Origin of the sequence: Streptomyces sp. NPDC051940 (assembly GCF_040680895.1) — a bacterium.
Classification (GTDB): Bacteria; Actinomycetota; Actinomycetes; order Streptomycetales; family Streptomycetaceae; genus Streptomyces.
This window is the reverse complement of sequence record NZ_JBFAXR010000090.1, coordinates 1-13,104: the sequence shown is the minus strand read 5'-3', so window position 1 is coordinate 13,104 and position 13,104 is coordinate 1. Positions and strand designations below refer to the sequence as shown.

9 protein-coding genes are annotated in these 13,104 nt (G+C 72.0%); 7 read left to right on the top strand and 2 right to left on the bottom strand.

From position 1 onward, the window contains the following. Positions 1 to 10: 10 nt before the first annotated feature. From AB0M28_RS28260 to holA, 4 genes are all read left to right on the top strand, one after another. Positions 11 to 835, top strand: coding sequence for an arylamine N-acetyltransferase (locus AB0M28_RS28260; RefSeq protein ID WP_365410874.1), 825 nt, complete (start codon positions 11 to 13; stop codon positions 833 to 835). A gap of 91 nt (positions 836 to 926) precedes the next feature. Continuing rightward, positions 927 to 1,811 carry a YceI family protein gene (locus tag AB0M28_RS28255; protein ID WP_365410871.1) on the top strand — a complete coding sequence of 295 codons (885 nt, stop codon included), beginning with the start codon at positions 927 to 929 and terminating at the stop codon, positions 1,809 to 1,811. Between the two features lie 102 nt (positions 1,812 to 1,913). Then, entirely contained in the window at positions 1,914 to 2,162 is a 249-nt protein-coding gene (locus AB0M28_RS28250; RefSeq protein WP_365410868.1) for a hypothetical protein, read from the top strand. Positions 2,163 to 2,204: 42 nt separating this feature from the next. Then, positions 2,205 to 3,230 carry a DNA polymerase III subunit delta gene (gene holA / locus AB0M28_RS28245; RefSeq protein WP_365410865.1) on the top strand — a complete coding sequence of 342 codons (1,026 nt, stop codon included), beginning with the start codon at positions 2,205 to 2,207 and terminating at the stop codon, positions 3,228 to 3,230. 777 nt (positions 3,231 to 4,007) lie between these two features. Here holA and AB0M28_RS28240 read toward each other — a convergent pair. Continuing rightward, positions 4,008 to 5,864, bottom strand: coding sequence for a SpoIIE family protein phosphatase (locus AB0M28_RS28240; RefSeq protein WP_365410862.1), 1,857 nt, complete (start codon positions 5,862 to 5,864; stop codon positions 4,008 to 4,010). Positions 5,865 to 6,319: 455 nt separating this feature from the next. Between AB0M28_RS28240 and AB0M28_RS28235 the strand changes: the two genes are divergently transcribed. Together AB0M28_RS28235 and AB0M28_RS28230 are read left to right on the top strand one after the other, a co-directional pair. Then, on the top strand, positions 6,320 to 9,787 hold the full coding sequence (locus AB0M28_RS28235; RefSeq protein WP_365410925.1) for a HAMP domain-containing protein: 3,468 nt from the start codon (positions 6,320 to 6,322) through the stop codon (positions 9,785 to 9,787). A 5-nt stretch (positions 9,788 to 9,792) separates the two neighbouring features. Next, complete coding sequence (locus AB0M28_RS28230; RefSeq protein ID WP_365410859.1) at positions 9,793 to 10,389, top strand: response regulator; 597 nt, start codon at positions 9,793 to 9,795, stop codon at positions 10,387 to 10,389. 65 nt (positions 10,390 to 10,454) lie between these two features. Here AB0M28_RS28230 and AB0M28_RS28225 read toward each other — a convergent pair whose 3' ends face one another. Further along, complete coding sequence (locus AB0M28_RS28225) at positions 10,455 to 12,344, bottom strand: long-chain fatty acid--CoA ligase (RefSeq protein ID WP_365410922.1); 1,890 nt, start codon at positions 12,342 to 12,344, stop codon at positions 10,455 to 10,457. Positions 12,345 to 12,600: 256 nt separating this feature from the next. Between AB0M28_RS28225 and AB0M28_RS28220 the strand changes: the two genes are divergently transcribed. After that, the gene (locus AB0M28_RS28220) at positions 12,601 to 12,975 is read left to right on the top strand and encodes a hypothetical protein (protein ID WP_365410856.1); all 375 of its coding nucleotides are present in this window, start codon (positions 12,601 to 12,603) and stop codon (positions 12,973 to 12,975) included. Positions 12,976 to 13,104: the final 129 nt, after the last annotated feature.

Genomic DNA, 13,104 nt, shown 5'->3' with positions numbered 1-13,104 from the left:
CCTTGATCCCATGACACCTCTCGAGGACCAGGCACCTCTCACCGAGGACCAGACGGCGGCGTACCTGGCCCGCATCGGCGCCGAGCGCCCGCAGGCCGCCACCGCCGAGGCGCTGCGGGACCTGCATCTGCGCCATCTGACGGCTGTTCCCTTCGAGAACCTCTCGATCCACCTCGGCGAGGACATCGTCCTCACGACGCAGGCGCTCTACGACAAGCTCGTCCAGCGCCGGCGCGGCGGCTTCTGTTACGAGCTCAACGGGGGCTTCGCCGCCCTGCTGACGTCCCTCGGCTACGGGGTCGAGCTGCTCAGCGCCCGTGTCTTCATGCCCGACGGACGGCTCGGACCGCCCTACGACCACATGGCGCTGCGCGTGCGCACCGCCGACGACCCCGGGCCGTGGCTCGCCGACGTCGGCTTCGGCCGGCACACACACCTCCCCCTGCGCTACGCCGACCGCGCCGACCAGCGCGATCCGGGCGGTGTGTTCCGTATCACCGAGGCACCCGAGGGCGACGACCTCGACGTACTGCAGGAAGACTCCCCGGTCTTCCGGCTCGAACAACGCCCCCGCGAGCTGGGTGACTTCGAGGCGACCTGCTGGTGGCAGCGGACCTCGCCGAAGTCCCACTTCACCCGTTCCCTCACCTGTTCCCGGCTCACCGGCACCGGCGAGCGGGTCACGCTCAGCGGCGACCGGCTCCTCGTCACCGCCGCGGACGGCGCGCGGACCGAAAGGCGGATACCGGAGGGGGAGTTGGCGGACGCGTACCGGGAGCACTTCGGGATGGTCCTCGACCGCCTTCCGACACGGCCGGTATCACACCCGGAATGATCAATTCGGGTTTCCGGCCCGAGTTGCCCCGAAAGCCTCAACGGTGTTCGAATGAAGCGACAACACCACAGGCTCCACGGGGGGACGGCTCATGATCGGCTTGCGACGCGGCCGGCGCGACGGACGGCGGATGCGTACGACGAACGGACTCGCGGGGGTGCAGGTGCCGCCGCAGGCGGGTCTCCTCAGCTGCCGGGTGCTCGACCCGGTGGGCGACCCGCTGCCCGCCGCGGAGCTGACGGTGACGGACCCCGTGGGGCGCAAGGTCGTGGCCGGGGAGTCGGATCCGTACGGGCTGTTCGTCGCCGCCGTGCCGCCGGGGGAGTACCGGGTGGCGGTCGAGTCCGAGGGGCTCACGCCGTACCGCGGTGAGACGCAGGTCACCGAGGGCGCGGGGACCCACATCGGCGACGTCTCGCTGCCGCCGGCGCAGCTGCCGCAGCTGCCCCCGCCGGGCGACTGGGAGATCGACCCCGCCCACACCACCATCGGCTTCACCGCCCGCCACATCGGCATGGCGCGGGTCCGCGGCCGCTTCAACAACTACACCGGCGCCCTGCGCATCGGCCGCCGGATGGAGGAGTCGCAGCTGCACGTCGTCATGGAGGCGGCGTCCATCGACACCAACATCAAGATGCGCGACGACCATCTGCGCTCCGCGGACTTCCTCGACGTCGAGCGCTTCCCGACGCTGGAGTTCTACAGCGACCGCTTCACCCACCGCGTCGGCAACCGCTGGGCGGTCTCGGGCGCGCTGTCCATCCACGGCGTCAGCCGCACGGTGACGCTGGACACCGAGTACCTCGGCATCGGCGTCGGCATGGAGGGCGAGCTGCGGGCGGCGTGCCGCGCGACGACGGAGCTGCACCGTGAGGACTTCACGCTGAACTGGCAGCACATGCTTGCGCGGGGGATCGCGGTGGTCGGCTCGTCCATCAAGATCGAGCTGGACATCCAGGTCGTGGGGAAGGGCTGACCACCGGGGGCGGTCCTTGCGGGAGCCGGTTCGGGAGGGGGCCCGGTCCGGGCGGGGGCCGCATGGGGGCGTCGGCGCGTGAGGTGCTGAGAGAATCACCACGTGAGTGATGTCGTACGTCATGTTCTGGTCCTCCCCGACCGTGACGCCGCGGAGGCGGTGGCCGAGGAGGTCGCGGACGTCTGTCCGCTGAGTACGGAGCCGCAGCTGGTACGGGACGCGCTGGCCGGTGAGGACGACGCGGAGGACGCCCAGTGGCTGGTGGTGGTCGAGGACCCCGCCGGGGTGCTGTCCCCCGCCGAGCTGGACGAGCTGGCCGCCGCGCACGAGGGGTGGCTGGAGGCGCCCTGACGCCGGGCCGGTTGTCGGTGGGGCGTGGGATGCTGGTCCGCGATGGCCAGGAAAGCAGCTGCACACGACGATCCCCTCGCCCCCGTCACGGTGGCCGTGGGCCAGGAAGACCTGCTCCTCGACCGTGCCGTGGCCCAGGTCGTGGCCGCGGCGCGGGCCGGTGACCCGGACACGGACGTCCGCGACCTCACCCCGGACGCCCTCCAGCCGGGCACGCTCGCGGAGCTGACGAGCCCGTCGCTCTTCGCCGAGCGCAAGGTGGTGGTCGTACGCAACGCGCAGGACCTCTCGGCCGACACGGTCAAGGACGTCAAGGCGTATCTGACCGCGCCGGCCGAGGAGATCACGCTGGTCCTGCTGCACGCGGGCGGCGCCAAGGGCAAGGGCCTGCTCGACGCCGCGCGCAAGGCCGGCGCGCGCGAGGTGGAGTGCGCCCGGCTGACGAAGCCGGCGGACCGGCTGGCCTTCGTCCGCAACGAGTTCCGCGCCACGGGCCGGCAGGCGTCGGCCGGCGCGTGCGAGGCGCTTCTCGACGCCCTGGGCAGCGATCTGCGGGAGCTGGCGTCCGCGGTGGCACAGCTCGCGGCGGACGTCGAGGGCGGGATCGACGAACGCGTGGTCGCGCGCTACTACACGGGGCGGGCCGAGGCGTCCAGCTTCGAGATCGCCGACCGGGCGGTCGAGGGCCGCGCGGCGGAGGCCCTCGAGTCCCTGCGCTGGGCCCTCGGTACGGGCGTCGCCCCCGTGCTGATCACCAGCGCCCTGGCCCAGGGCGTCCGCTCCATCGGCAAACTGGCGTCCGCACCCCGCGGCATGCGCCCCGGCGACCTCGCCCGCGAGCTGGGCATGCCCCCGTGGAAGATCGACCGCGTCCGCCAGCAGATGCGCGGCTGGACGGCGGACGGCGTCTCGGTAGCCCTGCGCGCGGTGGCGGAAGCGGACGCGGCGGTGAAGGGCGCGGCGGCAGACCCGGAGTACGCCTTGGAACGGGCGGTGGTTGTGATCGCACGGGCGGCACGGGGGGTCTGGGGGGCTGGTAAGCCCCCCAGCGACCACCGGCCGGGGTGATCGGGGGGTGGGCGGTTGTGGCGGGTGACGCGCGTGGGTTGGGGGTGGCGGGTTGTCGGTGGTGGTCGGCGGCCGGTTGCCGTCTCAAATCGGAGTGATTCTGCGGCCCCAAGGGGCCTTGCCGGGCGGAGCGGGAGGGGACGGCGCCATGGCGCCGCCCAGCGAACGGCTCCGCTGACGCTGCGCCGGTGCGGAGTTGAGCGGCTCCGCTTGCGCTCCGCCGGGGTGTGTCGTTCGGTGGGCCGGTGGGGTTACGCCGGCTCCGCTGCGCTGCGCCGGCCTGACGCGAAGCGAACGGCTCCGCTGGCGCTCCGCCGAGGGATCTGGGCGCCGACCCGGTGCGTTTGTACCGGCTCCGCTGCGCTGCGCCGGCAAAGGCGCCCTTCCAGCGTGACCGGACCACCCCCTCAGCCCGTCCGGCGTTTGAGGACTGAGGCGCGAAGCGCCGAACCGCGCCGCAGGCGCCAGCGCGACCGCACACTGGCAGCGGGACCGCAGCACCCCCTCAGCCCGTCCGGCGTTTGAGGACTGAGGCGCGAAGCGCCGAATCGCGCCGCAGGCGCCAGCGCGACCGCACGCTGGCAGCGGGACCGCAGCACCCCCTCAGCCCGTCCGGCGTTTGAGGACTGAGGCGCGGAGCGCCGAATCGCGCCGCAGGCGCCAGCGCGACCGCACGCTCGCAGCGCGACCGGCACCGATCCCAGCCCGTCCGGCGTTTGAGGACGAGGCGCGCAGCGCCGACCGCGTCAGCCAGCGCAAACCGCACCGCACCCCGACCTACACCGCCCGCATCACCAACATCGCGAGGTCATCCTCCGGGGCGGAAGCCCCAAACGCGTGGACGGCCCGCCGAACCCGCTCCGCCACCCCCGCCGCCGTGAGGCCCGCGCAGCCCGCGAGGACGGACGCGAGGCCGTCGCCGTCGTCGAAGAGGCGGTCGCCGCTGCGCCGCTCCGTCACCCCGTCCGTGACGCACAACAGCGTGTCGCCGAGCGACAGATCGAAGGACTCGGCCTCATACGTCGCGTCCTCGACCACCCCCAGCAGCATCTGCGGCGAAGCCGCAACCCGCACCGTCCCGTCCGGCCGCAGCACCATCGGCAGCGGATGCCCCGCCGACGCCAGCGTGCAGCGCGCGCCGCCGCGTTCCGGGCCGTACGGGAGGAGTTCGCCGTACAGCAGGGACAGGAACTTCGCCGCGTCCGGCGCCGACGGCGCCGACGGCGCGTGGCCGCTCACCGCCGCCGCCGCGGCCTCCACGGCCTCCACCGCCTCCTCGGCCAGCGTGCGGTTCAGCCGCCGCAGGACCTCCGCCACCCCGTAGCCCTCCCGCGCCAGCAGGCGGACCACGGGGCGGGCCAGGCCCGTGACGACCGCCGCCTCCGGGCCGTTGCCGCAGACGTCGCCCAGCGCGAAGCACCAGCGGCCGTCGCCGACGGGGAACAGGTCCCAGAAGTCGCCGCCCGCCCAGGCGTGGTCGGCCGGCTCGTACACCACGTGCACGTCCGTCCCCGGCGGCTGGGTCACCCCGTGCGGCAGCAGGCCCCGCTGCAGCACCGCGCTGATCGTCGCCTGCCGTGTGAAGCGCCGCGCGGCCGCCACCGCGTGCGCGACCCGGCGTGCGAAGTCCTCGATCACCCCGGACGCGTCGTCCGGCATCCCCGTCAGGCCCGCCCGCCCCAGCGCCAGCATGCCCAGCTCGCGCCCGCCGGCGCGCAGCCGGCACGCCACCGCCGTACCGCCCGGGCCGTACGCCGTCTGCTCGCCGGGCTCCCCGGGCCAGGGGCAGGGCACCACCGCGGCCCGTTCGCCGCCGGGCGGCGTCGGCGGGTGCTGCTGCAGCGTCCGCCGCAGGTCCGTGAGCCGGGACTCCTGCGCGTGCCAGACCTGCGCCAGCCGCCGCCGGGTCACCCCGCCGACCTCACCGTCCAGCCAGATCGCGGACCAGTCCGCGAACCGCGGCACCAGCAGCTGCGTCGCCAGCGACGCCACCATGTCCTCGTCGAACTGGCCGGTCAGTATGTCCGAGGTCTCCGCGAGGAACGAGTACGCCCCCTGGCCGTGCCACCGGACCGCCGCGGTGTCGGCGGCGTAGGAGTGCACCGGCGCGGGCCCCTGCGGCCGGCGCGGCGCGACGACCCGCGGCATCGCGCCGGACTCCTCCGGCGGGCCCTCCCACAACGCCAGCCGGAACCACACCGTCTTGCCCGTACGGCGGTACACCACGCCCCACGACTCGGCGAGTTCGGTGACCAGTCGCAGACCGCGGCCCCGCCGGACGGCGTCGTCGGGGTCCGGCTGCTCGCCCGCCCCCCGGGCCCACTCGGCCGCGGACCGCACGGTCCGCGTCGGATTCAGGTCCGCCACCTCGCCGATCAGTCCCGGTCCGGGCGGCATCCCCGGCGCCGGCGGCGCGCCCGTGCCGGGGTCGAGCCGCAGCCGCACCTCGATGTCCGTACCGGCGTGCACCACGGCGTTGGTGACCAGCTCGCTCATCAGCAGCAGCGCGTCGTCGACCAGGCACGGGGTCAGCGCCGTGCCGGGGCCGGACGCCTTCCAGTCCGCGAGCGCCGCCCGTACGAAGCCACGCGCGACGGAGGCGGCCTCCACCGTTCCGGGAAGGGGCGTCGACACCGAGACTCCGGGGGTGTCCCCCGTATCGGTGAGGGAGGCCGGGGCGTGCTCACCCGTGCCGGTGGGGCCGGCCGGTTCGTCCGCCTCCGGGGCCGGCTCCGTGCCCGGAGGCGGTGTCGGCCCGGCCGGCCCGGTGGCAGCCCCCCGCACCGCGTCCTCCCGCCGGACATCCCTCTCCTGCCGCGCTGGTCGCGCCGCCCCGAAGGCACTCACCTACCACTCCCGACCACTTCCGGCATACTGCCGAATCCCACGCGCTCAGGGTGACAGACTGAGCTGGCTCATACGCGCCAAGTTACGTAAGTGGTGGGCTTCCTATGGGTGCGAAGACGAGTCTGGCCAGACCGCGACCGCCTTTGGACGGGACCGACGCCTCAGCACCTGAAGGCGGCGTTCCGCCCCCGGCGGCCGGGGAATGGGTACGGGTTGCCGAGCTGCGTCCGCTCGTGGCAGCCCTGCAAGCGCTTGCGGACGGCGACTTCCGAGGTCGGCTCACCGACGGTTACGAGGGAGTGGTCGCCGACCTCGCCATGTCCGTGAACCGGATCGCCGCCCGCGGCGAGCACTACTCGGCCGAACTGGACCGCGTCCGGCGCGAGGTGCTGCGCCACGGCCGGTTCGACGAGCGGCTCGCCGCCAGCACCGGACGGGGGGCGTGGACGACCGACGTGCACCACACCAACACGCTCCTGGACGCCCTCACCATCCCGGTGGCCAACGCCACCCGCGTCCTTGACGCCGTGGCCGCCGGCGACCTCTCCCAGCGCGTCGCCCTGCACGACGGCACCCGCCAACTGCGCGGCGACACCCGCCGGCTGGGCCGCGCCGTCAACCGCACGGTCGACCAGCTCGCCCTGTTCACCGGCGAGGTCACCCGCATGGCCCGCGAGGTCGGTACGGAGGGACGGCTCGGCGGACGCGCCAAGGTGCAGGGGCTGCAGGGCAGCTGGCGCGGCACCACCGAGGCCGTCAACACGATGGCCGCCCGCCTCACCGCCCAGGTCCGCGACATCGCCGTCGTCACCACCGCCGTGGCCCGCGGCGACCTCAACCGCAAGGTGACCGTCGAGGCCACCGGCGAGCTGCTCGAGCTGAAGCTCACCGTCAACACGATGGTCGACCAGCTCTCCGCCTTCGCCGACGAGGTGACCCGGGTGTCGAGGGAGGTGGGCACGGAGGGCCAGCTGGGCGGGCGGGCGCAGGTCCGCGGCGTCTCCGGGGTGTGGAAGGACCTCACCGACAACGTCAACTTCATGGCGGACAACCTGACGAGCCAGGTCCGCAACATCGCCCAGGTGACCACGGCCGTCGCCCAGGGCGACCTCAGTCAGAAGATCACCGTCGCCGCCCAGGGCGAGATCCTCCAGCTCAAGTCCACCGTCAACACGATGGTCGACCAGCTCTCCGCCTTCGCCGACGAGGTGACCCGGGTGGCGCGCGAGGTCGGTACGGAGGGCCAGCTGGGCGGGCGGGCCCAGGTCCGCGGCGTCTCCGGGGTGTGGAAGGACCTCACCGACAACGTCAACTTCATGGCGGACAACCTGACCGGCCAGGTCCGCAACATCGCCCAGGTCGCCACCGCCGTCGCCCAGGGCGATCTGTCCAAGAAGATCGACGTCGTCGCGCGCGGCGAGATCCTGGAGCTCAAGACCACCATCAACACCATGGTCGACACGCTCTCCTCGTTCTCCTCCGAGGTCACCCGCGTCGCCCGCGAGGTCGGCTCCGACGGGCGGCTCGGCGGCCAGGCCCGGGTCGAGGGCGTGTACGGCACCTGGAAGCGGCTCACCACCAACGTCAACGAGCTGGCGTCCAACCTCACCACCCAGGTCCGCGCCATCGCCGAGGTGGCCTCCGCCGTCGCCCAGGGCGACCTCACCCGCTCCATCACCGTCGAGGCCCAGGGCGAGGTCGCCGATCTGAAGGACGACGTCAACCGGATGGTCGCCACCCTGCGCGAGACCACCCGCGCGAAGGACTGGCTGGAGACGAACCTGGCGCGTCTGGCGTCCCTCATGCAGGGCCACCGCGATCTGATCGAGGTCGCCGACCTGATCATCCGTGAGCTGACCCCGCTGGTGAACGCCCAGTTCGGCGCGTTCTACCTGGCCGAGAACGCCACCGGCAGCGGCACCTCCGGCACCTCTGAGAACGGGTTGGTCTACATCGCGGGCTACGGCACCGCCCAGGGCGAGATCGACCTGCCCACCCCCAACACCCCCAGCCGCGGCCTGGTCCAGCAGGTGGCCGTGCAGAAGGAGCGGATCCTCCTGGAGGAGGTACCGCCCGACTACATCACCATCGCCTCCGGGCTGGGCGAGGCCGTCCCCAAGAGCGTCGTCATCCTGCCGATCCTCTTCGAGAGCCGCGTCCTCGGCGTCGTGGAGCTGGCGTCCTTCTCCCGCTTCTCCGACGTGCACCTGGCGTTCTTCGACCAGTTCGGCAGCACCATCGGCGTCGCGATCAACACCATCCTCGCCAACGCCCGTACGGAGTCCCTGCTCAGCGAGTCCCAGCGGCTCACCCAGCAGCTCCAGGACCGGTCCGTCGAACTGCAGCGCCAGCAGGCCGAGCTGCGCCGCTCCAACGACGAGCTGGAGGTGAAGGCCGCCCAGCTGGCGGCCGCCTCGCAGTACAAGTCGGAGTTCCTGGCGAACATGTCGCACGAGCTGCGCACCCCGCTGAACTCCCTGCTGATCCTCGCCCGGCTGCTCGCCGACAACGCCGACGGCCATCTGAGCGAGCAGGAGGTGCAGTTCGCCGAGACCATCAACCGGTCCGGCACGGACCTGCTCACCCTCATCAACGACATCCTCGACCTGTCGAAGATCGAGGCCGGCCGGATGGACGTCCGCCCGCGCCAGCTGCCGCTGGTGAAGGTCCTCAACTACGTCCACGACACCTTCCGCCCCCTGACCATCGACCGCGGCCTGGCCTTCGAGGTCGCGGTCGGCGAGGACGTACCGCGGGTGATGATGTCCGACGGCCGCCGGCTGCAGCAGGTGCTGCGCAACCTGCTCTCCAACGCCGTGAAGTTCACCCCGGCCGGCCGGGTCGAGCTGCGCGTGGACCGGGTGCCCGTGAAGGAGGCGAACGGCGAGGAGCTCGTCGACTTCGCCGTCATCGACACCGGCATCGGCATCGCCGGCGAGAAACTCCCCGCCGTCTTCGAGGCATTCCAGCAGGCCGACGGGACGTCCAACCGCAAGTACGGCGGCACCGGCCTCGGCCTGTCCATCAGCCGCGAGATCGCCGGACTGCTGGGCGGCACCATCACCGCCCGCAGCACGCCCGGCAAGGGCAGCACCTTCACCCTGCGCGTCCCGGTCCGCTGCCCCGGCCCGGCGGAGACGGCGGAACCGGCCGCCCTCCCCGCGGTGCCGGCGCCCCCGCCCCCGTCGGGATCGGAGCTGCCGGCGGAGACGGTCCTCCCGGTCGAGCCGGACTGGCCCAGCACCACCCGGCTGGAGGAGTGGCTCACCGGCCGCCCCGGAGAGGTCTTCCCCGGCAACCGGGTGCTGATCGTCGACGACGACATCCGCAACGTCTTCGCCCTCACCCATGTCCTGGGCCGGGTCGGGATGAACGTGCTGTACGCGGAGAACGGCCGCGAGGGCATCGAGGTGCTGGAGAAGAACCCGGACGTCGCCCTGTGCCTGATGGACATCATGATGCCGGAGCTCGACGGCTACGAGACCATCCGCCGGATCCGCGCCACCCCGCGGTTCGCCGCCCTGCCGATCATCGCCCTCACCGCCAAGGCGATGCCCGGCGACCGCGAGAAGTCGATCGCGAGCGGCGCCTCGGACTACGTCCCCAAGCCCGTGGACGTGGACCAGCTGCTCTCGGTGTCCCTGACCCTCCTCGACCCGCAGGACCCGCCCCCGCCCGCCGACGACCCCTCCGGACCCACACCGTCATGAGCCCCATGAACTCCACGTACCCGCGGGAGCGGACCTCCGCGCCGGCCTGCATCCTCCTGGTCGACGACCTGGACGACAACCTCACCGCGCTGGAGGCCATCCTCGGTGCCCTCGGCGAGCCGATCGTGCGCGCCCGCTCCGGCGAGGAGGCGATGAAGGCGCTGCTCCGGCAGGACTTCGCCGTCGTCCTGCTCGACTGCATGATGCCGGGGATGGACGGCTTCGAGACCGCCGCGAACATCAAGCGCCTGGACCAGACGAAGGACGTCCCGATCATCTTCCTCACCGGCAACGACAGCGGCTCCGGCTACGCGTTCCGCGGTTACGCCACGGGGGCGGCGGACTTCCTGCAGAAGCCGTTCGACCCGTGGGTGCTGCGGGCGAAGGTGTCGGTCTTCCTCGATCTGTACCGCAAGAACCAGCAGCTGGTCGGGCTCGTCGAGACCGGCCGGGTGCAGCTCCACGAGATCGCCGAGCGGCTGTCCGCGGTGGAGTCGCATCTGGCGTGCAGCAGCCTGACCGACGTACTGGAACTCACCAAGCGGGTCGCCCTGCTGGAGTCGGCCGTACGCGATCTGCAGGTGCGGTACGGGAGGGCGTGACGGGGGGACGCCACCGGGGAGAGGACGGGCGGGGGACGGGACGAGCGCCCCCCGCCGCGGGGCGGCTACTTGGCGACCGCGCCCTCGTACATCTCGTCGATCAGGTCCTTGAACTGCCGCTCCACTACCGGCCGCTTGAGCTTCAGGCTCGGGGTCAGCTCACCGTGCTCGACGTCCAGGTCGCGCGGCAGCACGCGGAACGCCTTGATGGTCTGCCAGCGCTGCAGGCCCTCGTTGAGCTGCTTGACGTACGCCTCGATCATGGCGCGGGTCTCGTCGGCCGCGACCAGCTCCGGGTACGGCCTGCCGTCGAGCCCGCTCTCCTTCGCCCAGCCGAGCAGCGCCTGCTCGTCCAGGGAGATGAGCGCGGTGCAGAAGTTGCGGTTGGCGCCGATCACGACGATCGAGCCGACGTACGGGCAGATCGCCTTGAACTGGCCCTCGACCTCGGTCGGCGCGATGTACTTGCCGCCGGAGGTCTTGATCAGGTCCTTCTTGCGGTCGGTGATGCGCAGGAAGCCGTCCGCGGACAGCTCGCCGATGTCGCCGGTGTGGAACCAGCCGTCGGCCTCCAGCACCTCGGCGGACTGCTCGGGCAGCCCGTGGTAGCCCTGCATGATGCCCGGGCCGCGGAGCAGGATCTCGCCGTCGTCCGCGATGCGCACCTCGCAGCCCGGGAGCGGCTTGCCGACCGTGCCGACGCGGAAGTCCTCGATCCGGTTGACGAAGCTGGCGGCGGAGGACTCGGTGAGGCCGTAGCCCTCGAGGATCGGGATGCCGGCGCCGGCGAAGAAGTAGCCGATCTCGGGGGAGAGCGCCGCCGAGCCGGAGACGCAGCCCTCCATCCGGCCGCCGAACGCCTCGCGCAGCTTGGCGTAGACGAGCCGGTCGGCCACCGCGTGCTTCATGGCCAGCCCGGTGGGGGCGGAGCGCTTGCCGGTCTTGACGTAGTTGTCCTGGGTGACCTTGGCGTACTCGCGGGCGACCGCCGCCGCCCACTGGAAGATCTTGTACTTGGCGCCGCCGCCCGCCCGGGCCTTGGCCGCGACCCCGTTGTAGACCTTCTCGTAGATCCGCGGCACGCCGCACATCTTGGTCGGCTTCACGATCGGCAGATTCTCGATGATCTTGTCGATCCGCCCGTCCACCGCCATCACGTGCCCGGTGGAGATGTGCCCGGCGGTCAGCACCTTGCCGAAGACGTGCGCCAGCGGCAGCCACAGGTACTGCACGTCGTCCGTCTTCAGCAGCTGGATCGCCTCGATCGCCCGGCCCATGTACGACCAGCAGTCGTGCGGCAGCCGCACGCCCTTGGGCCGGCCGGTGGTGCCGGAGGTGTAGATCAGCGTGGCCAGCTGGTCGGCGCGCAGCGCCGCGATCCGGTCCTTCACGGAGTCCGGGTTCTTCTCCAGATACGCCGCGCCCCGCTCCTCCAGCTGGGCGAGGGAGAGCACGAAACCGTCCGGGTCGCCCTCGGCGGCGACGGCGTCCTCCGCCTTGATCACCACGACGTTCCGCAGCTCCGGCAGCGACGCGCGCTGGTCGCGCACTTTCGCCAGCTGTACGCCGTCCTCGGCGATCAGCACCCTGCTGCCGGAGTCGGCGAGGATGAACGCCGTCTCCTCGGCGTTCGTCGTCGGGTAGACCGTGGTGTTCGCGGCGCCGGCGCACAGGATGCCGAGGTCCGACAGGATCCAGTCGACGCTGGTGGCGGCCGCCACCGCGACCCGCTCCTCCGCCTGCACGCCGAGGTCCATCAGCCCGGCGGCGATGCCGTACACCCGCTCCGCGGACCCTGCCCAGCTCAGGTCCCGCCACTCGTCCGGGCCCTCGCCCGAGGCGGGCGCCACGGGGTACTGGAAGGCGACCCGGTCCGGGGTGGCGGCCACCCGGTCCTGGAAGAGCATGGCCACGGAGGCCGGACGGCTCTCCAGCAGCTTCTGGGTGTCGGTCACGGTCGTCACGGCGTCCTCCGGGCGGGGGGAAGGCACAGCTTCATTGCTGGTAACTCATGAGTAACCAGCAGATTAATCGGCCGCCACCGTCGGCGGTAGAGCAATCCGACTCTCATCTTCGATGCTTGACCGTACGAGACGACAAAGTGGATGAATCGGCTGACGGAGTGACGCGGCCTCGGCAAACGAAACTTTTCCCTGGATTGATCTTTAGTACCCGTGGAAGTGCACAAGACGTCACGAAAGGGATGCTTCCATGGCTACTGCCAAGCGGATCATCAGCGCCGCCATCATCACCACTGCCGGACTCGCCGCGGTGGGCATGTCCGCTGGTACGGCCGCGGCTGACCCGGGCCCCGCCGCCACGGTCGGCAACGAGAACATCGGCAGCGCGGCTGCCGCCGCGTCGGCGTTCGACGACGCGCACGACAACCTCAACTTCAACCACATCGCCGACCGGTGGAACGTCGAGGTTCTCAACAACTCGCCGATCGCCAGCGACAACCAGGATGTCCAGTACGGCATCGGCGGCACCGTCCACGACACCCTGAACGGTGACATCGCCAACGTCACCGACTCGGTGAACGAGACGGGCAAGCAGATCCTCGCGAACGTCGAGGGCGGCAAGTAACACCTGCCACAGCCGACGGGCGGCAGGGCTTCGGCCGCGGCGCACGAGGCGGCGAAGCCGTCCCTCGCCGCGATCGCGGAGGGCGCGCGCTACGCCTGGAGCCGCAAGGAGCTGCTCGGGACGTACGCC

Excerpts from the sequence above, each read along its gene's own strand:
- AB0M28_RS28255 (WP_365410871.1), top strand. The coding sequence starts at position 927 with ATGATCGGCTTGCGACGCGGCCGGCGCGACGGACGGCGGATGCGTACG.
- AB0M28_RS28260 (WP_365410874.1), top strand. The coding sequence starts at position 11 with ATGACACCTCTCGAGGACCAGGCACCTCTCACCGAGGACCAGACGGCG.
- holA (WP_365410865.1), top strand. The coding sequence starts at position 2,205 with ATGGCCAGGAAAGCAGCTGCACACGACGATCCCCTCGCCCCCGTCACG.
- AB0M28_RS28220 (WP_365410856.1), top strand. The coding sequence starts at position 12,601 with ATGGCTACTGCCAAGCGGATCATCAGCGCCGCCATCATCACCACTGCC.
- AB0M28_RS28230 (WP_365410859.1), top strand. The coding sequence starts at position 9,793 with ATGAACTCCACGTACCCGCGGGAGCGGACCTCCGCGCCGGCCTGCATC.